This window comes from Streptosporangium sp. NPDC000509, assembly GCF_042898365.1.
Taxonomy (GTDB): domain Bacteria; phylum Actinomycetota; class Actinomycetes; order Streptosporangiales; family Streptosporangiaceae; genus Streptosporangium.
In genome coordinates, this window is the sequence record NZ_JBIAYX010000009.1 from 227,732 (window position 1) to 247,163 (window position 19,432).

Below are 19,432 nucleotides of genomic sequence, written 5' to 3' on the forward strand. Positions count from 1 at the left end.
CGCCGGTGCTCAGCAGATGCGGCGCAGAGCCTCCGCGAGACTGGACAGGCCGACAGGCCCCAGCTCCAGCGCGGCGGTGTGCCAGGCACGCAGGTCGAAGGCGTCGCCCAGGCGCAGCTTGGCCTCCTCGCGGGCCTGCACCCACGCTCGTTCGCCCAGCTTGTAGGAGATGGCCTGGGAAGGCCAGCCGAAGTAGCGCACCACCTCCGCCTCGACCCGATGCGGCTCGCAGCGGCCCTGCTCACGCAGCACCTCGCAGGCCTTCTCGAAGGTCCACGACGAACCGTCGGGCAGCGGAAGGTCGAGGTGGACGCCCAGGTCGATGACGACCCGGGCGGCACGCAGCGCCGACCAGTTGAGCATGCCCAGCCGGGTGCCGGGGTCGGTGAACCAGCCGAGCTCGTCGGCCAGCCGCTCGGCGTACAGGCCCCACCCCTCGCCGTGGCCGTCCACCCAGGAGACCTTGGAGAACCTGGACAGGGTGTCGCCGGCCATGCGCATCGCGCCGAACTGCAGATGGTGGCCGGGCACGCCCTCGTGGAAGATCGTGGTCAGTTCGCTCCAGGTGGCGAAGCGGGTCCGGCCCCCGACCGGCCACAGGGTGCGACCCGGCCGCGACAGGTCCTCGCTGGGCGCGTTGTAGGAGGCCGCACCGGAGGTGGAGCTCACGTCGACCTCGGCCACGATGCGCCGCAGCGGCTCGGGGATGTCGAAGTGCGTGCCGTTCAACTGCTCGATCGCCCGGTCGTGGCGCTCCTGCAGCCACGCCTGGTACTCCTCGAGCGAGTCGACGGCCTGGGTCTCGTTGAGGATCGCGGTCGCCTCCTCGATGGTCGCCCCGGGCTTGATCCGCTCGACCTCGGCGGCCGTCTCGGCTCCGATGCGCTCCAGCTCGGCCCAGCCCCACTCGTAGGCCTCGCGCAGGTCGATGTCGGCGCCCAGGCTGATCCTGGCGACGACCGCGTAGCGCTCGGGGCCCACCGCGTCGGCCTCGTCCGCCCTCGGGGCGTACTCCTCGCGCAGGTAGCGCCCGGCGTCGGCGTACGCGGCGTGGGCCGCCGCCGCGGCGCTGAGCAGCTCCTCCTTGACCGGGCCCTCACCGTAGGTGGCGACGAAGGCGTCGTGGGCCGGGGGAGTCCCGCCGGCGCCGGAGAACTGGTCGGCCTGGTCCGCCATGGCCAGCGCCTGCCTGCGGGCACCCCGCAGCCCCATCGCCAGACCGGTCTCCAGGCTCTCCCGCCACCCGGCGAGCATTCCCGGGATCGCCGCGAGGCGGGCGGCGACATCACGCCATTCGTCGTCGTTGCCGTGGGGGAGAAGGACGACGCTGGAGCGCACCCGGTAGGGCAGCCCGTACGGCGCCGCCACCCAGCGCAGCGGCTCGCCCGTGTCGTGCCAGGCGAGCTCGGCCTCCAGCCGCTCCCGCAGGTGGGTGGCCGCCCTGACGTCCGGCTCACCGGTCGGGACCAGCTCGTCGAGGCGCTTCAAGGTCGAACGGATCATCTCGGCCCGGGCGGCGCTACCGGCGGGGCTGTGGTCGGTGGCGGCTACGAAGTCGGACACGATGCCCTCGGCACCTGTCGCGATCGGGTCCAGTGCCGCCCAGCGGGTGACGTACTCATCGCAAAGCGCGAAGATCGGAGTGCTCATGTCCGAAACGTAGGAAAGCCTGGCATCGGCCCCCTATTCCTTCGCTATCCAACCCCAGGACCTGGGGAAACCTGGCCTCCGGCCGGCTGGTACTCCGTTGCCCGATTCGTTTTCGAACTCCGCGCCCCGCTTGTCCGGCACCGGACAACGATGCCGGACAAGCAGGAGGCGACCGGGCAACGGCGGAGGCGGTTCTCTCATGCTCCTCCGCCGGTACCGCCGGACGATCGGATCGACCCGGCGCCGCCTCGATCCCGGTCGGCTACGGCGCGACGACTTCCTCGTGGGAGCCGGCCGCCCCGCGCCGAATCCCCCAGGCGACACCGGCGGTGGCGAGTGCCAGGGCCACCAGCAGCGCACTGACCCACAGCGGCGAGCGATAACCGAGTCCCGCGCCGATCGAGATCCCGCCGAACCAGGGACCGAGCGCGGCGCCCACGTTGAGCGCCGCCGTGGCGAACCCACCGGCCAGGGCCGGTGCCTCGGCCGCCGCGTAGAGTGCCTGCGAGATCAACGTCGACCCGACGGCGAACGAGAGGGTTCCCTGGACGAAGACGAGCACCGTCGTCGCCACCGGACTCCCGGCGGCCACCGCGAACACCGTCCAGCCGACGAGCAGGGCCACCCCGCCGCTCACCAGGAGCGCGACGGGTCGTACGTCGGCCATCCGGCCACCGACGGTGACACCGAGAAACGACCCCAGCCCGAAGAGGGCCAGCATGGCGGGCACCCATGCGGATTCGATTCCGGTGACGGTGGTGACCAGCGGCGCGAGGTAGGTGAACGAGCAGAACGTCGCGCCGTTCACGAGGCATCCCAGCAGCAGGATCACCACAAGCCGCCGATCGCGCAGCGAGCGCAGTTCGTCGCGCGCGCTCGTGTGGTCGGATTCGGGGCCGTCGGCCGGTACCGACCGCAGGATCGCGACGATGGCCGGCACCGACAGGATGGCCACCGCCCAGAACGCCGAGCGCCACCCCCACAGCTGACCCAGCAACGCGCCGCTGGGAACGCCCACGACACAGGCGACGGTGACCCCACCGAGCAGGATGGAGGTGGCGCGTCCTTTGGCGTTCGGCGCGACCAGGCTCATCGCGGTCGCCATGGCCACCGCGAGGAACCCGGCGCACGCCAGCGCCCCGACGACCCGGGATACCAGCAGTACCCCGTAGCTGGTGGTGACCGCGCCCAGGACATGGACGAGCAGGAAGGTGACGAGGAAGGTGAGGAGCGAGCGACGTCGCGACCGGCGCAGGCTCAGGATCGCCATCAGCGGCGCGCCGACGACCATCCCCACCGCGAACGCCGAGGTCAGAAATCCCGCGGCGGGGATGGACACGTGCAGGTCCCGTGCGATGCCCGGCACGAGGCCGGACAGCATGAACTCGGACGTGGCCTGGGCGAAGACCGCCAGTCCGAGCAGGTGAACAACGAATGGCATGACAAAACTCCGCGACCACACTGTGGATCGATAAGGAGGCGATGGGCCGCGCCGGCGTCGGAGAGAGGAACCGTCCGATCGGGGTGCGGCCATCGCGCGGGAGACCCTGCCGACGTCACGGAGGTGACGCTCGGTCCAGGTCGAGCACAGCCTGCGCTATGGCGATCCGGTGGCAGTGGTCGCGGACGGCAGTGAGCGCGGCCTCATTGGCCGCGAAGCCTCGACGCGACGACGGTGGCCGGCCACCGGATGACCGGTGGCTAGCGTCTGGATGCCTCGGGGCTGGACATAGGCGCAAGTTAGCAACGCCGGACGCGTCATGTCCAGCCGTTCGGCCGCGAGCTCCCCGAGAACGATCTTTTTCGCCGCGGTCCGGCTCTGAGGGCACCCTGATGGGCGGCCGGGCTGTCAGCCGGTGATGGTGCCGAGGGCCGCGACGAGGTAGAGACCTCCGGCGGAGGAGACCGCGAGGCCGGCGGCGGCCGGAGCCCAGGCCATCGCCGTGGAGGCGAGCGACCACCGGTGGGTTCCGTGGGTCAGCAGGGTGAGGCCGCGGATCGTCACGATGCCCACGCCGGTCAGGGTGAGGGCCATCCCCACACCGAAGGCGGCGACGAGGGTGACGGCGTCGAAGGCCCGGCCGGTGAGCAGCCCGCTCATCAGGACGACGAACGCCGACGGCGAGGGCAGCAGCCCACCGGAGAGGGCGAGGGCGACGAGGCCACGCCGCGACCAGGGATCCGGCCCGTCCTCGAACTGATGCCCGTGCCCGTGCCCGTGCCCGTGCCCGTGCCCGTGCCCGTGCCCGTGGCCGTGCCCGTGCTGGGCCTGCGCCCGAAGCCGACGCCCTCGCAGGTGGCGGTAGGTCAGGTGGATGCCGACGCAGATCGTGATCACGCCGGCCAGCACCTGCATCCAGGCGGTGACGCTCTTCGTGCCGAAACTCGCGGCGCTGCTCAGCCCCACCCAGGCGAACGCCAGCACCAGCACCGAGAAGGTGTGCATCAGGGCGACGATGACTCCCAGGCGCAGCGCGTCACGGTAGGTGCCCCGGGTGCCGACCAGGTAGGCCGCGGTGACGCTCTTGCCGTGCCCGGGGGCGACCGCGTGCATCGCTCCGGCGACGAGGGCGACGGCGAGGACCGCCCAGAAGACGCCCCTGTTGTCGAAGAGTGAGATGAACCGGCTCTCGAAGCCGCTGAGCTCCGTCATGGTCGCCTACCTGTCGTACTCGTCGTGCCCGTCCTGCGCCGGGTCCGCAGCATGGTGAACGCGCCCGATCCGGCCAGCAGCACCGCGGCGCCGACGGCGACACCCGTCGTCTGCCAGGACGTGCCGGCCGCCGCCGTGCCGGAGAAGCTCAGGCGCTGGGTGCCGGCCGCCTCGGTGAAGAGGATCCGTTCGGGGGTGGCGGGTGTGTCCGCGATGAGCACCGTCCGGTACGCCGTGTTGAGATCGGTGAGGGCGGCGACGGTCACCTCCACCTCGGTCACCGGACTCCGGCAGTCGAAGACGAACCGGGCGCCGTCGACGAGCAGCGCCCGCAGTTCCTCCAGCCGGCTCTGGCACGGCCGGCCTGCCTGGGCGACGGTGATCTTCTCCAGCAGGTAGTCGCGGAGGGCCGTTGAGCGCTCCAGTTTCTGCTCACCGGTCAGCTCCGTCGAGACCGTGCCGGTGGAGGGGTCCTCGAACGCGCCGAGCGACTGGCCGAGCGCGACCCAGTCATCCTCGGCGGGGAGCCACGAGATGGTCACCTGTGAGCCGTCGGCCCCGATCCGTGCGGTGGACGGCGGTCCGAAGGGATGGGCGGAGGCTGGGGCGGCCCAGCCGACCAGGGCGCCGACGAGCAGCGCGCCCGCCAGCGTACGGGCGTGGATTTTCAATGCGTTTCCTGTCCGACGGGGCTCCGGTACGTCCGAGGGACGGGGCCGCCGTGGCGGCCCCGTCCCCGGGAGGCGCTACTACTTGGTGATCGTGACGGCCGGGCTGGTGATCTTCTGGTTGGCGCTGTCCAGGTGGACCACGTAGGTCTCGCCCTTCTTCAGCCTGCTCGGCACCTTGAAGGTGTGAACGAGACGGCCCAGCTCATCGGCCTCCCGGGTGTCGACGGAGACGGTGCCGTTCCCCTTCTCCTTCTCCCCCTCGTCACCGCCCGCCTTCCTCATGACGACGGTCACCCGCTCGGCGGGGTCGTAGCCGTACGCGGAGATCGTGAGCTCGCCGCGGTGCTCGACGGCGGTCTTGTCGACGACGACCTGCTCGCCGACGGTGTTCTCCGCGGTGCGGAGCTCGTTGACGGTGCGCTCGCCCTTGGCGTTCTTCCGGACGACGAAGCCGTCGTGGTGCTCACCGTTGGCGTAACGGGCCTCGAACGTGATCTTGTCGGCCTCGATGTCGATCAGCTGGTAGAGCTGGGTGTTCTGGCTCTTGCTGACGACCTCGGCGCCGTTTCCGGTCCAGTTCTCGCCGTTGTTGAGCGCGTACATCTTGCCGCCGGAGACGGACACGACGTAGGCGACACCGTTGTTGACGGTGACGGACTTGCGGGCGGTCGCCACGTTGCCTCGGCCGTAGGAGTGGTCGTGGCCCTGGAGGACCAGGTCCACGCCGTACTTCTCGAACAGCGGGCCCCACTGGCCGCGTACGGCGGGGTTGTTGCGGGTGCCGGTGGTGGAGTAGACGGGGTGGTGGAAGGTCACCACGGTCCACTTGTTCGGGTTGTCCTTGAGCAGACCCTCCAGCCAGGTGGTCTGCGCGGCCATCAGCGTGGCGTTGCTCTGCACGTTGGTGTCCAGGCCGATGAAGCGCACACCCTGGTAGTCGACGGTGTAGGCGGTCTGCTTCAGCTCCGGGTTACCCGGTCCGTTGTCCGGATAGGGGAACTGCGGACGCCAGAAGGTGGACAGGCCGCCGCTGTACTCGTGGTTTCCGGGGATCGAGATGTTGTTGACCTGGCTGTCGATGAAGCCGGAGGCCTTGTACCACTGGCCCCACTGCTCCTCGTTGTTCGCGTTGTCGATGAGGTCACCGGCGTTGACGATCACCTTCGCTTGCGGGCGGTCGGCGAACGCCTGGCGGAAGACGCGCGGCACCGCGGAGTCGATGTAGTTCTGCGCGTCGCCGTAGTAGATGAACGAGAACGGCTGGAGGTCGGCCGCCGCGGTGGTGAAGTCGCTCCACTCGTTCCAGTTGGTGCCGTCGCCGACCCGGTAGCTGTAGCGGGTGTTCGGCTTCAGGCCCGTGAACTCGACGGTGTGGTAGACGGAGGCGTACCCCAGCGTGGTGTTGACCGGGGTGGTGCTGAGCGCCTTGACGGTGGCGACCGCGCCCGCGGACGGCGCGACGTCGCCGAGCGCGCGCGGGGCCTCGAGGATCTGGGCCTGAGCCGACTCGGCGTCGGTCACGGCCCGCCAGGTGACCTTCTGGCTGGCCGCCGGCGTGGTGGTCGGGGTGAGGATAACCCGGTCGGGCATGGGGGAGGGCTTGTGGATATCGGCGGCGGGGTACTTCGGCGGCGCGGCCGCGCCGAACGCCACCGGGCTGAACGCGAGGCCGCCGGCGATCAGCACGCCCGCGCTCACCGCCGTCAGCCTGGTACGCCGGGATCCGGCGGATCGGGGCAGTTTGGCTTCGCCCATCATGAGCTCTTCTCCAGGGAGGGATCGCATTCCACCGAGGGAGTGCGGTGGACGTCGGTATTGATCCAAAAAAGAAGGACAAAAGCTCATATAGGGGGTTACATCAGGATGAACACCTCCTCTTATGTATCTCTAGCCCCAAAAGCCCCATTGATGTCGCCAGAAGGTCGTGCGCTCGACGCCTTCCGTTGCCCTCGCGTTCGCTGGAACACCCCTAATCTCGGGCGAGCGGGCTCGGATGAGGGCGGAACGCGCGCGCCCGCTTCACGACCCGCGTCACACGGCAGGTGGCCTCGCCCAGGTTTCGACGGGTCCGGTACGCGGCGTCGTGCCCCGTTTCCCCGGGAGCGGGCGAGACCGACGTTCCCGAACGAGAGGTGTTCGATGATCGGCCCCCGGCAGGCGGGTGACCGGCGGTCAGCCCGCCGGACGTTGTTCCCCGGCCTCGTGGTGCTCGGCGTGCTCTTCCTGCCATCGTCCACGGCGGGTTCGGCGGGACCGACGATCAAGGACGAGACCTTCGTCACCGCGGAGACCGGCGGGCTTCTGCACATCGAGGCGGGGGAGTGTTTCACCGACCCGGCCTATTCTCCGGAGGCGGGCGAGGTCGTCGTCCTCTACACGCCCTGCAAGGAGCGGGCGGCCAACCAGTCGTACGGCTTCGTGCGCGCCCCCGACGGTGAATGGGATCCGGCCGCGCTGACCGTGTTCGCCAGGGAGAGTTGCAGGCGGGGGTTCGACGGCAACTGGAGCGGCGCGTCGGCCTCGGGTCTGGACTTCTACCCGGTCATGCCGACCAGGAAGACCTGGGCAGGCGGCGACCGCGACGTCATGTGCGTGGTCTACAGCCCGCAAGGGCCGATGGACGGCTCGGCGCTCCCCATGGCGAGTTGGTGACCGAGGGGTCGTCCGTGAGGCTCCCCGGCGCACCGCGAATTTCCTGGCCTCGCCGCACCGCCGGATAAAGCCGCACTGCCGGATAAAGGTCGGTAAATCAGCCCACCGATGTGCGGGACAACTCGATATCTGTGGAAATCCTTAGCGCCGGTGTACCCAGTATCAAGGCTGTCGCCCTGTCGTACCTGAAGTATGAGCACACCCAGGAGGTCCCCCATGACCACCCCGCAGCGGATCTCACTCTGGCATGACGTGCTCGCCGTTAGCCGAAGCATCAGGCTCAGCATGGCGTCGCCGGAGACCCGTGCCAAACGTGCCTACGAGATCTTTCCGCCGAGCACCTGGACCGCGCTGAACGAGCACAGTTCGTACCTCAATTTCGGCTACTGGCGTGATGGGCCCGACACGCTCGACGACGCGTGCGAGGCGCTGGCGGAGAAGCTGGGGGACGCCGCGGGCTTTCGGGAGGGCGATCGCATTCTCGATGCCGGGTTCGGATACGGCGACCAGGACTTCATGTGGTTGGAGCGGCACAATCCAGCGAAGATCGTCGGATTGAACGTGACGCCGACGCATGTGCGGATCGCTCAGGAGAAGGCCCGCGCCCGTGGTCTGGATGATCGGCTGATCTTCCAGGAGGGGTCGGCGACCGCGATGACGTTCGAGCCCGGTAGCTTCGACCGGGTGGTCGCCCTGGAGTCGGCCCTGCATTTCCGGACCAGGGACGAATTCTTTCGCCAGGCTCACCACATCCTTCGACCGGGCGGGGTGCTCGCGACGGCGGATGTCGTGCCGTTGAACGTCGACAACGGCGGCCGCCGAGAGCTTTTCTCCACTTCGGTCCCCGAAGAAAACCTGTACGACGGCAATGAGTATGTCGCCCGCCTCCGGGCCGCCGGATTCGCCCATGTCCAGTTGACCTCCATCCGTGACCACGTTTACGAACCGTGGTGCAAATGGGCGGAGCGGAAGCTGGACGACCAGGCATTTCAGCAGAAGGTCACCTGGGTCTACCGCCGCTGGTTGCATCGCGAGCTGGCCGACGACACGCGTATGCGGCAGAAGTTCGCCGGCTTGGACTACGTCATCGTCGTCGCCGAGAAGTCGATGTGAGGGCCGGAACACCGGATGTCGGCCCGAGAAGCCAGAAGGCCGCCAAGGCTCCCGAGCTGGGACTTTGGCGGCCGTTTGCCGTGATGGGCCCATAGATGTCATGGGCGATGGTGGACGATACAGGGATTGAACCTGTGACCTCTTCCGTGTCAGGGAAGCGCTCTCCCGCTGAGCTAATCGTCCGCATGGGAAGGACCAGAGGTGGAGACGGGATTTGAACCCGTGTAGACGGCTTTGCAGGCCGTTGCCTCGCCTCTCGGCCACTCCACCGGAGTGAGAGCCCGAAGACCCTTCGAGCGGAAGACGGGATTCGAACCCGCGACCCTCACCTTGGCAAGGTGATGCTCTACCACTGAGCCACTTCCGCGTGTTTCCTCCGGGTTTCGTACCCGGTGGCGACGAGAGAACTCTAGCGGGTTTTCCCGGCGGTTGTGTAACCGCGCGTTCAGCCGCCGGCCCCGCGGCCGTCGCGCGAATCCGCCGGCCGACACCCGTCCGCGGACTCCCACACGGTGCGGATCCAGGCCGGGCATCCGGCCAGGTGGGCGTTCAGCCTTCTCGTTCAGCCTTTTCGTTCAGCTGTCCTGCTCAGCCGTCCTGCTCGGCCGGGCGGCGCAGCTGGCGCGTGACCACGCGCTCCACGGCGGGCAGGGTGAGGAAGATCTCCAGGATGCGGGTGAGACGGTGCACCTCGATGCGGTGGAAGGCGGGACCGTCGGCGCGGGCCAGCAGGAAGGTGAGGGCGAGCGGGGGCAGCGGGGCGGCGATCACGTGCAGGCCGGAGTCGAGGGTGAAGGCCCTCGGACGGGCGGGGGTGTCGTCGGGGAAGGGCACCTGCTCGGGGGCGCGCCAGCTGGAGTGGACGACCGTGCGCGGGCTCTTCTCGGTCGCCGCGGCCGCCCAGTCGGCGCTGAACAACACGGGCATGGAGTCGATCAGGGTGGCGAGGGCGCGGTCGCCCGCGGTGGTGATGTATTTGAGGATCTCCAGCTCCGGATAGGTCCCCGGCGCCTCGCGCGTGCCCCAGATGCCCTCGATCCTCACTCCCGGAACGCTCTCCAGCCCTTCGACCAGGCTTTCCCTGGGGGCTGAGTCGGGCCAGTAGACGGTGATGTCGTCCAGCGCCTGGCCCTCGCCCCGTTCGAGGACGACCACCTGGGTGATGTCGGCGCCCGCGACACCGAGGACACGGGTCACCTTCCCCAGCGAGCCCGGCTGGTCGGGCAGCGCGATCCGCAGTCGCAGCAGCATCCGCGGCCTCCCATGTCACGTTGGTCCACGCAGGGACACAATACCCAGCGACGATTCGTCCCGCTCGTCGCGGTGCGGTAGAAAAGCCAGGTGGAGTCGTTGAAGCTGGGATCACTGGAGGTGTGGCCGCCGGTCGTCCTCGCCCCGATGGCAGGGATCACCAACGCGCCCTTCCGCACCCTGTGCCGGGAGCAGGGCGGCGGATTGTTCGTCTGCGAGATGATCACGACGCGGGCGCTGGTGGAACGCAACCCCAAGACCTTGAAGATGATCCGGTTCGAGCCCGAGGAGAGCCCCCGCAGCCTCCAGCTGTACGGGATCGACCCGGTGACCGTCGGCAGGGCCGTCCGCATGATCGTGCAGGAGGACCTCGCCGATCACGTCGACCTCAACTTCGGCTGCCCGGTGCCCAAGGTGACCCGCAAGGGCGGCGGCTCCGCGCTGCCGTACAAGCGGAACCTGTTCCGGTCGATTCTGCGCGAGGCCGTGGGCAACGCGGGGACGCTGCCGGTGACCGTGAAGATGCGCAAGGGCATCGACGACGACCATCTGACCTACCTGGACGCCGGGCGGATCGCCGTCGAGGAGGGCGTCTCCGCGATCGCGCTGCACGGCCGCACCGCGATCCAGCACTACGGCGGCACCGCCGACTGGGAGGCGATCGCGCGGCTCAAGGAGAGCGTGACGGAGATCCCCGTGCTCGGGAACGGCGACATCTGGAGCGCCGCCGACGCGCGCCGCATGATGGACGAGACCGGCTGTGACGGCGTCGTCGTGGGCCGGGGCTGCCTGGGCCGCCCGTGGCTGTTCGCGGACCTGGCGACCATGTGCGAGGGCGGGGAGGAGCGGCGCAGGCCCCTGCTGGGCGAGGTCGCCGCGACGATGGACCGGCACGCGACCCTGATGGTCGCCTGCTTCGAGAGCGAGCGGCACGCGGTGGTCGACTTCCGCAAGCACGTCGGCTGGTATCTCAAGGGCTTCACCGTCGGTGCCGCCCTCCGCCGCCGCCTGGCCACCTCGGAGAGCCTGTCGGACCTGCGCGAGGGGCTCGCCGAACTCGACGCCGCCCAGCCGTGGCCCGACGGCGTGGACACCCCCCGGGGCAAGACCAACCCGCGCGACCGCGTCCAGCTGCCCGCCGGGTGGCTGGACGACCCCTATGATCTCGCGGTTCCCAGCGCCGACGCCGAGAGCGACACCTCGGGCGGCTGACGCCGACGGCGGGCCGGGTCTCCGATGGAGTCCTCTGCGGTCCTGCGCGGTCCTCGGTGGCCCTCGGTGCTCCTCGGTGCTCCTCGGTGCTCCTCGGTGCTCCTCGGTGTCGGCTCGGCCCGTCACACCGGGGCCGGGGCGGAACTCTGGTCGTCACGGGGCCGTGCTCGGGGCGTCGGGGCGGCGCTCGGACGGCACCGGGAGATCCATGGTCTCCTTCCGCTTGGGCCGCGAGCCGTGTCACGCCCTCGTTCCCGGGTACTCCGAGTCGTGTGAACGTGTGGGGCAAAAGAGATGACATGGTGGTCCACAGCAGCGAGCCGTACAACGCCGAGGCTCCGCCGGGCGCCCTCGCCGATCACATCCTCACCCCGCTCGACACCTTCTACAGCCGCAACCACGGCCCCGTCCCCGACCTGGATCCGACCTCCTGGCGCCTCACCGTGGACGGTCTGGTCGAGCGCCCGCTGACGCTGTCGCTGGAGGAGCTGCGTTCCGAGTTCTCCGAGGTCACGCTGGTGGCGACCCTGCAGTGCGCGGGCAACCGCCGTGCCGATCTGGTCGAGGTCCGCGACATTCCCGGTGAGGATCCGTGGGGGCCCGGAGCCACCTCGACCGCGCGCTGGAGCGGTGTCGGCCTGGCCGAGGTCCTCGCCCGCGCCGGGCTGCTTCCCAGGGCCGCGCACATCGCCTTCGCCGCCCCCGACGTCTCCGAACTCGCCGACCCCGCCCAGCCCTACGGTGCCTCCATCCCGGTGTCCAAGGCCGTCGGCGGAGACGTCCTGCTGGCCTGGGCCATGAACGACCGGCCGCTGCCCAGGGCCCACGGCGCCCCGCTCCGCGTCGTGGTCCCGGGCTGGATCGGCGCCCGCAGCGTCAAGTGGCTCCAGCGTGTCACCGCGCGGGAGGAGCCCTCCGACAACTACTTCCAGACCGTCGCCTATCGCCTCCTGCCCTCCGGGGCCGATCCCGCGAAGGCGGGGCCCGGTGACGGTATCTCCCTGGGGCCCGTCGTCCTCAACACCGCGATCCTGAGCCCCGGCGACGGCGCCCGCACGCGGCCGGGCCTCACCCGGATCACCGGCTACGCCTACGCGGGGGACGGCCGTACCGTCGCCCGCGTCGACGTCTCCCTCGACGGGGGCGAGACCTGGACGCAGGCGGACCTCGGGGAGCAGGTGGGCCCCTGGGCGTGGCGGCACTGGCACGCCGTCGCCGAACTGGGGGAGGGCGAGACCGTGATCGTCGCCCGCGCGTGGGACAGCGCCGGTGCCACCCAGCCGGAATCGCCCCGGCACGTGTGGAATCCCAAGGGGTACGCCAACACCTCCTGGTCCCGCGTCCGCGTCACCTGTGCTCCCTGAGGGGACACGCGGGGATGTGCGGGGATGTGCGGGGATGTGTCGGGCCGCACGCGCCGCGTCGCCGCGGGCGAACGCGGCCGATGATCGGCCCGGGGCGATCGGGCGGCGCGTGTCAAGGGCGGGCCAGGTCGCGGCGGAGGTGTTCGGCGGTGAAGGAGCCGGGCTCGTCGAGGAGGCGGGACGGCGTGCCCTCGAAGATCACGATTCCGCCCTGGTCGCCGCCGTCGGGGCCAAGGTCGACGACCCAGTCCGCCTTCTTGATCACGTCGAGGTTGTGCTCGATGACGATGACCGTGTTGCCGCCGTCCACCAGGCTGTCCATGATTTTGATCAGGTGCTCGACGTCCGACATGTGCAGCCCGGTCCTCGGCTCGTCCATCACGTACACGCTGCCCTTCTTGTGGAGTTCCCCCGCCAGCTTGATCCGCTGGCACTCGCCTCCCGACAGGCTGCTGAGCGGCTGACCGAGCCTGAGGTAGCCCAGGCCCATCTCGTTCAGCGTTTCCAGGACGCGCAGTGGTCTCGGCTCGGTGAAGAACTCCGCGGCCTCGCCGATCGTCATCTCCAGCACGTCGGAGACGGACCTGCCGCGCAGCGTGTGCCTCAGGATCTCGGGCCGGAACCGCCGTCCCCGGCACACCTCGCACACGGACGTGATCGCGTCCATGAACGCCAGGTCGGTGTGGATGACCCCGAGCCCCTGGCATTCGGGGCAGGCGCCCTTGGAGTTGAAGCTGAACAGCGCGGGGCTGACTCCGCCCGCGGCGGCGAAGAGCCCGCGGATCTCGTCCATCAGCCCGGTGTAGGTGGCCGGGTTGGAGCGGATCGAGGTGCCGACCGCGGCCTGGTCGATCACCACCGCCTTCGGATGCTCGGCGAGGAACACCTCGTTGACCAGGGTGCTCTTGCCCGATCCCGCGACCCCGGTGACCACGGTGAGCACCCCGGTGGGAAAGGACACCGTGACGTCTTTGAGGTTGCGCGCGGTGGCCCCGGTGACGGTGAGCGCGCCGGTCGGCTCCCTGAACGACGCCTTGAGCGGCGGATTGCGGCGCAGATGCCGCCCGGTGAGGGTGCGGGCGCGCCGCAGGCCCTCGACGCCGCCCTGGTAGACGATCTCACCGCCGTGCGTCCCGGCGCGTGGCCCGACGTCCACCACGTGGTCGGCGACCTCGATCACGTCGCGGTCGTGCTCGACGACGAGTACGGTGTTGCCCTTGTCCCGCAGTTCGCGCAGCAACTCGTTCATGCGCGTCACGTCGCGCGGGTGCAGTCCGATGGTCGGCTCGTCGAAGATGTACGTCATGTCGGTCAGGCTGCTGCCCAGGTGCTTGACCATCTTGATCCGTTGCGACTCCCCGCCGGAGAGGGTGGGCGTCGGCCCACGCCCTGGCCAAGCTGGAACAGGTCCTGCCCTCCCGTCTGCGCCTGCGCGTGCACACGCTGCAGACGCAGACGCATCCGGTCGCGCCGATCTGGGCGGTGCCCACGGTGGAGGCGGACACCCTCGCGCTGCTGGCCAGGACCTGCCGGGACCGGGAGCGGATCCGCTTCGGCTACCGCCGCCGCGACGGGCAGCAGGATGGCCGGATCGCCGACCCGTACCGGCTCGCCTCCACCGGGCGGCGCTGGTATCTCGTGGCGTGGGACATCGGCAGACAGGACTGGCGGACCTACCGGGTGGACCGGCTCACCTCACCGCTGGGCACCGGCGTGCGCTTCCCGCCGCGCGAGCCGCCCCCCGGCTATGTCGAGGAGTCGATCGTCGCCCCCATCAGCCGCCACCGGGCGGTGGTCGTCGTGCACGCACCGGCGGCCGTGGTCGCCGAGCGCTTCTCCGGACCCGGCTGGGTGCTGAAGGAACTGGACGAGCACAGCTGCCTGCTACGCACCGGCGGCGACTCGCTGGAGTGGCTGGCGCTCACCGTCGGGCAGCTCGGCCTGGACTTCACCGTACGGGAGCCGCCGGAGCTGATCGACCACATCCGGACGCTGGCCGCCCGCCTTCAGGCCTCGACCGAGCCGCCGCTGCGCCAGTAGACGTTGCTCTCCCTGCTGAGCATGCCCTCGTCGACCAGGTAGCGGCGCAGTGCCGCGTAGTCGTCGTGGAAGGCGCGCAGCGCGACGTTGACCTCCTTCTCCGGGTAGCGGACGCCCGGCTCGAAGACCTGGACCACGTAGTCGAGTACGACCAGTTGCTTGTCGCGCTTGGTGGGGATCGCCCGCAGTCGTCCCTCGACGAGGAAGGACTGCAGGACCCTCTCCTCCGGGGAGGCCGGGGTGGCGGGTCTCGCCGTGGCGTGCAGCAGCTCACGGAAGCGCTCGCGCCGTACCTCCCACTCGCCGCCCTCTCCCCGTACGGCCAGCCCGCCGCGTTCCAGCCGGTCCAGCGCGCGCCTGACCGCCTCCCTGTCGAGTCCGGACTCCTCCTCCGGCTTGCCGCCCAGCACCAGGGCGGCCAGCACCTTCAACGTGTCTTCCTGGTACAGCAGGCCCAGCACCTGCCTGATCGCTTCGTCGCTCATCCGGTCATTCTTCTCGGTCCCGCCTGATATTTCTGCGCGCACGGACGGTCTTCCTCCGCCGAGCGCCCCTGCCTGCGCCGGCAGGGACGTGGCGAGGGACGGTTCAGAGGCGGTTCAGGCCGATGACGTGGACCACCGCGCGGCCCTCCTCGTCGGAGGCGGCGAGGTCCACCTGCGCGTCGATGCCCCAGTCGCCGTCGCCTGCGGGGTCGGAGACGACCTGGCGGACGCGCCAGAACTCCTTCTCCTCCTCGATGCGGAGCAGGCCGGGGCCGCGGGCGTCCGGGCCGGTGCCGATCTCCTCGTGGTCGTCGTAGTAGGCGTCGAGCGCGGCGCCCCAGTCGACGTCGGGTGCCAGCTGCGCCAGCTCCTCCTCGTTCTCCAGGGCGGCGAGCTCGATGAGGCGGAACATCGCGTTGCGGACCAGCACGCGGAACGCGCGGGTGTTGGCGGTGACGGGCTTGGTGCTCTCCTCCAGCGAGGGCGCCTCCACCTCCCCGGTCGGGTTCTGCAGCTGCTCCCACTCGTCCAGGAGGCTGGAGTCGACCTGGCGGACCAGCTCGCCGAGCCACTCGATGAGGTCGACCAGGTCCTCGGTCTTGAGGTGCTCGGGGATGGTCCGCGACAGGGTGCGGTAGGCGTCGGCGAGATAGCGAAGCACGGTGCCCTCCGAGCGGTTCAGCTCGTAGAACTGCACGTAGTCGGCGAAGGTCATCGCCCGCTCGTACATGTCGCGGACGACGCCCTTGGGGCTCACCGTGTAGTCGCCCACCCAGGGGTGGCCGCGCCGGTAGGTCTCGTACGCGCCGAGCAGCAGGTCGGCGAGCGGCATCGGATAGGTGACCTCGGCCAGGCGCTCCATCCGCTCCTCGTACTCGATGCCGTCGGCCTTCATCAGCGCCACCGCCTCGCCGCGCGCCTTGTTGAGCTGCGCGGACAGGATCTGGCGGGGGTCGTCGAGGATGGACTCGATGATCGAGACCATGTCCAGGGCGTAGTTCGGCGACTCCATGTCGAGGAGTTCGAGGGTGGCGAGCGCGAAGGTGGACAGCGCCTGGTTCAGCGCGAAGTCCTCCTGCAGGTCGACGGTGAGACGGGCCATCCGGCCGTGCTCGTCGGGCTCGCTCAGCTGCTCCACCACGCCTCCGGCCAGCAGCGACCGGTAGATCGCGATGGCCTGGCTGATGTGCCGCCGCTGCCACTTGCGGTCCTCGTGGTTGTCGGTGAGCAGGTGGCGCATGGCCGCGTAGCAGTCGCCCGGCCGGTTGATCACCGCGAGGAGCATGGCGTTGCTGACCTTGAACCGGGAGTTCAGCGGCTCGGGCTCGGCGGCCTGCAGCTTCTCGAAGGTCTCCTCGCTCCAGCCGACGAAGCCCTCCGGCGGCTTCTTGCGGGCGAAACCGCGCCGCCGTTTGGGATCGTCGCCGATCTTGGCCAGGGCCTTCTCGTTCTCCACGACGTGGTCGGGGGCCTGGCAGACGACGTAGCCGATGGTGTCGAATCCGGCGCGCCCGGCCCGCCCGGCGATCTGGTGGAACTCGCGGGCGCGCAGTCGCCGCACCTTGGTGCCGTCGTACTTCGACAGCGCGGTGAACAGCACGGTCCTGATCGGGACGTTGACGCCGACGCCGAGCGTGTCGGTGCCGCAGATGACCTTGAGCAGGCCCGCCTGGGCGAGGCGTTCCACCAGGCGGCGGTACTTCGGGAGCATCCCGGCGTGGTGCACGCCGATGCCGTGCCGCACCAGCCGGGAGAGCGCCTTGCCGAACCGGGTGGTGAACCGGAAGTGGCCGATCATGGAGGCGATCGCCTCCTTCTCGGCCTTGGTCGACATGTTGATGCTCATCAGCGCCTGCGCCCGCTCCATGGCCGCGGCCTGGGTGAAGTGGACGACGTAGACGGGATATTGGTTGGTGGTGAGCATCTCCTCCAGCGTCTCGTGGAGAGGGGTGAGCCGGTAGGAGTAGACGAGCGGGACCGGGCGCTCGGCGTTCTTCACCACCGCGGTGGGCCTGCCGGTGCGCCGGGTCAGGTCCTCCTCGAACCTGGTGACGTCTCCGAGGGTCGCCGACATCAGAATGAACTGGACGTTCGGCAACTCCAGGAGCGGCACCTGCCAGGCCCAGCCGCGGTCCGGCTCGGAGTAGAAGTGGAACTCGTCCATCACCACCTGGCCGATGTCGGCCGCGGCGCCGTCGCGCAGCGCGACGTTGGCGAGGATCTCCGCGGTGCAGCAGATGATCGGCGCCCCGGGGTTCACGCTCGCGTCGCCGGTCATCATCCCGACGTTCTCGGTGCCGAACACCGCGCACAGGTCGAAGAACTTCTCCGACACCAGCGCCTTGATCGGCGCGGTGTAGAAGGTGCGCACGTCCCTGGTGAGCGCGGTGAAATGGGCTCCGGCGGCGACCAGGCTCTTGCCCGAGCCGGTCGGGGTGGCCAGGATCAGGTTGTTTCCCGACACCACCTCGATAAGAGCCTCCTCCTGCGCCGGGTAGAGGGTCAGCCCTCGCTCGGAGTTCCATTCGACGAAGGCGTCGAAGATGGTGTCGGGGTCGGCGTCGATCTCTTCTGGCAGGCGGTCTACAAGGCTCACGGTTCAATACTGCCGAAGAACTTGAGGTGGTCGGACCGGAGGCGGTCGCGGATCACCTTACATTCCAGGTAAACTGCGTAACTTTGTGTAGTTATGGCTGCTTTTCCCGGCATGAATGCTGATCAAATTAGATGACCACGCCGTCGGCTCGTCGGTCCGGCACACTCGGTACGCCCCGGCGCCCACGAGAGGGGAGGGCGCGGCGGGAGGAGCCGGTGAGCGCCAGACCCGCCACGATCGCGCCCGCCCCGAGCAGGGACGCCGTCCCCGGCACGAAACCGTTCACCGTGAACGTGAGCAGGCCCAGCCCCACCAGCGCGGTGGCCAGCAGGATCCTGACCGTCCCGCCGGTGTACGGCCCCGTCGCGGGAGGCGTCTCGAACCTGGCGAACCCCCGGAGCAGCGGCCACATCGCCAGGGCGAGCATGAGCAGCCAGTGGGGCCAGCCGGACAGCCAGGCCGACGTCCCCGGCTCGGGAGTGGAGATGCCCAGACCCACCACGACCACCGAGACGATGACGAACAGCGCGCTCATGTGCCACAGGTAGAGGGTCATCATCCGGCAGCCGGCCCAGTCCAGAGCCCGCGAGACCCCCGGCCACTCCGCGAAGGAGACGATCCACCGGCGCAGCGCCAACGCGAGCCCGATCTGGCCCACCCCGACCGAGAGCAGCGCGACCGTGGGGGGCGCCATGTTGGAGACGGAGGCCCCCGGCATCCCGATCATGCTGAGCGGGTAGGGGCCGAAGGCCGTGAGCGCCGCGCCCAGACCGTACCCGGCCAGGGCCAGGACCCAGGGACGGCGCAGCCGGCCGTCGACATAGAGGAAGCCGAGCTGGTGCACCGCCAGCCAGACCAGCACGATGTTGGGGAGGCCGGCGATGTCCAGGCCGCTGGTGAAGCGCAGGACGTCCACCGCCACGGCCCCCGCCGCCAGCGCGACCGGCACCCGCCAGCCGTACACCATGTTGAGCCTGAGCATCGGCGTTGTCGCCGCCACCGCGACGAGATAGATCGCGAGGAACCAGAGCAGCTGCCCGGCCAGCCGTGAGGCCGTCATGACCGGCTGCTCGGGAACGCCGAACGCGAGGAGCAGGTGGGGCAACGGCAGCCAGACCGCCGCCAGCGGGACCACCGGCCAGGCCAGGCGGCGCAGGCGTCCCGCCAGCCACGCGGGGGTCGCCTCGCCGCGCCTCGCCGCGCTCCGCCGGCTGATCGCGTTGGCCGCGCCCCCCGCGAAGAACACCAGCGGCATCACCTGGCTGAACCACGTGATCATCCATCCGTTCCCCGCGGCCAGCGCGTTACCGGTGGAGATCCGGCCGTCGGCGAAGGAGAGCAGCGGCATGCTCCAGTGCTGGAGCACCACCAGGACCATGCCGAACACGCGGAGCACGTCGATGAACGGGTCACGCGCGGCGCGCGCGGAGGCCGGGCGAGGCGCCGTACGGGGGAGCGGGACGGCTGTCACGGGCGCGGTCGCCACCGAGTTCGCGGGAGCCGACGCCGCGGTCGCCGCCGCGGTCACGGGTCGCGGCGCCGTCGGAGACACCGACGTAGGCGCTGCGGGAGGCGCTGCCGAACCAGGGATCACGGCGGTCAAGGGGATCTCGATTCTCAGGGAGGAAGATCTCCGAAAGGAGGATCTCGGGGAGGGAGGGCGAAAATCGCAGGCGTGACGAGCGGGTGTGACGAGCAGGTGTGACGATGGGAAAAGCCTCCCGCCAGGAGCCCGGCGGCACAGT

General features: G+C 69.8%; 15 protein-coding genes and 3 tRNA genes. 5 read left to right on the top strand and 13 right to left on the bottom strand.

The annotated features are described in order from the left end of the window. Window positions 1-9: 9 nt before the first annotated feature. From ACFY3D_RS18475 to ACFY3D_RS18495, 5 genes are all read right to left on the bottom strand, one after another. Complete coding sequence (locus ACFY3D_RS18475) at window positions 10-1,650, bottom strand: DUF885 domain-containing protein (protein WP_389980795.1); 1,641 nt, start codon at window positions 1,648-1,650, stop codon at window positions 10-12. 262 nt (window positions 1,651-1,912) lie between these two features. After that, complete coding sequence (locus tag ACFY3D_RS18480) at window positions 1,913-3,091, bottom strand: Cmx/CmrA family chloramphenicol efflux MFS transporter (RefSeq protein ID WP_389980797.1); 1,179 nt, start codon at window positions 3,089-3,091, stop codon at window positions 1,913-1,915. 408 nt (window positions 3,092-3,499) lie between these two features. Beyond that, a complete protein-coding gene (locus ACFY3D_RS18485; protein WP_389772475.1) occupies window positions 3,500-4,303 on the bottom strand; it encodes a nickel/cobalt transporter in 804 nt (267 codons plus the stop codon). Continuing rightward, a complete protein-coding gene (locus tag ACFY3D_RS18490; protein WP_389980799.1) occupies window positions 4,300-4,974 on the bottom strand; it encodes a hypothetical protein in 675 nt (224 codons plus the stop codon). The genes ACFY3D_RS18485 and ACFY3D_RS18490 overlap by 4 nt, the downstream gene beginning before the upstream one ends. Window positions 4,975-5,052: 78 nt before the next feature. After that, window positions 5,053-6,732 (bottom strand): fibronectin type III domain-containing protein, encoded by a 1,680-nt coding sequence (locus tag ACFY3D_RS18495; RefSeq protein ID WP_389980801.1) that lies wholly within the window; start codon window positions 6,730-6,732, stop codon window positions 5,053-5,055. A gap of 381 nt (window positions 6,733-7,113) precedes the next feature. Here ACFY3D_RS18495 and ACFY3D_RS18500 point away from each other — a divergent pair, with 381 nt between their 5' ends. Further along, window positions 7,114-7,626 (top strand): hypothetical protein, encoded by a 513-nt coding sequence (locus ACFY3D_RS18500; RefSeq protein WP_389980803.1) that lies wholly within the window; start codon window positions 7,114-7,116, stop codon window positions 7,624-7,626. A gap of 216 nt (window positions 7,627-7,842) precedes the next feature. After that, window positions 7,843-8,739 (top strand): SAM-dependent methyltransferase, encoded by an 897-nt coding sequence (locus ACFY3D_RS18505; RefSeq protein WP_389980805.1) that lies wholly within the window; start codon window positions 7,843-7,845, stop codon window positions 8,737-8,739. Window positions 8,740-8,847: 108 nt separating this feature from the next. On the opposite strand, the gene ACFY3D_RS18510 is transcribed toward ACFY3D_RS18505, so the two are convergent. The 4 genes from ACFY3D_RS18510 to ACFY3D_RS18525 form a co-directional block, all read right to left on the bottom strand. Beyond that, window positions 8,848-8,922 (bottom strand) — tRNA-Val (locus ACFY3D_RS18510). 16 nt (window positions 8,923-8,938) lie between these two features. After that, a tRNA-Cys gene (locus ACFY3D_RS18515) sits at window positions 8,939-9,009 on the bottom strand. A gap of 25 nt (window positions 9,010-9,034) precedes the next feature. Further along, window positions 9,035-9,106, bottom strand: a tRNA-Gly gene (locus ACFY3D_RS18520). Between the two features lie 221 nt (window positions 9,107-9,327). After that, window positions 9,328-9,990 carry an amino acid-binding protein gene (locus ACFY3D_RS18525; protein WP_362897091.1) on the bottom strand — a complete coding sequence of 221 codons (663 nt, stop codon included), beginning with the start codon at window positions 9,988-9,990 and terminating at the stop codon, window positions 9,328-9,330. A 90-nt stretch (window positions 9,991-10,080) separates the two neighbouring features. Here ACFY3D_RS18525 and dusB point away from each other — a divergent pair, with 90 nt between their 5' ends. Next, window positions 10,081-11,202 carry a tRNA dihydrouridine synthase DusB gene (dusB, locus tag ACFY3D_RS18530; RefSeq protein ID WP_389980807.1) on the top strand — a complete coding sequence of 374 codons (1,122 nt, stop codon included), beginning with the start codon at window positions 10,081-10,083 and terminating at the stop codon, window positions 11,200-11,202. Window positions 11,203-11,501: 299 nt separating this feature from the next. Beyond that, window positions 11,502-12,566, top strand: coding sequence for a sulfite oxidase (locus tag ACFY3D_RS18535; protein ID WP_389980809.1), 1,065 nt, complete (start codon window positions 11,502-11,504; stop codon window positions 12,564-12,566). 112 nt (window positions 12,567-12,678) lie between these two features. Here the strand turns inward: ACFY3D_RS18535 and ACFY3D_RS18540 are convergent, their stop codons facing one another. Then, entirely contained in the window at window positions 12,679-13,905 is a 1,227-nt protein-coding gene (locus tag ACFY3D_RS18540) for a hypothetical protein (protein WP_389980810.1), read from the bottom strand. A 95-nt stretch (window positions 13,906-14,000) separates the two neighbouring features. On the opposite strand from ACFY3D_RS18540, the gene ACFY3D_RS18545 reads away from it, so the two are divergent. Next, complete coding sequence (locus ACFY3D_RS18545) at window positions 14,001-14,606, top strand: helix-turn-helix transcriptional regulator (RefSeq protein ID WP_389980812.1); 606 nt, start codon at window positions 14,001-14,003, stop codon at window positions 14,604-14,606. On the opposite strand, the gene ACFY3D_RS18550 is transcribed toward ACFY3D_RS18545, so the two are convergent. The 3 genes from ACFY3D_RS18550 to ACFY3D_RS18560 form a co-directional block, all read right to left on the bottom strand. After that, entirely contained in the window at window positions 14,573-15,091 is a 519-nt protein-coding gene (locus ACFY3D_RS18550; RefSeq protein WP_389980814.1) for a DUF2087 domain-containing protein, read from the bottom strand. The two genes, ACFY3D_RS18545 and ACFY3D_RS18550, sit on opposite strands and share 34 nt — an antisense overlap. Before the next feature lie 103 nt (window positions 15,092-15,194). Beyond that, the gene (locus tag ACFY3D_RS18555; protein WP_362897085.1) at window positions 15,195-17,687 is read right to left on the bottom strand and encodes a DUF3516 domain-containing protein; all 2,493 of its coding nucleotides are present in this window, start codon (window positions 17,685-17,687) and stop codon (window positions 15,195-15,197) included. A 127-nt stretch (window positions 17,688-17,814) separates the two neighbouring features. After that, window positions 17,815-19,215 carry an acyltransferase family protein gene (locus ACFY3D_RS18560; RefSeq protein ID WP_389980816.1) on the bottom strand — a complete coding sequence of 467 codons (1,401 nt, stop codon included), beginning with the start codon at window positions 19,213-19,215 and terminating at the stop codon, window positions 17,815-17,817. Window positions 19,216-19,432: the final 217 nt, after the last annotated feature.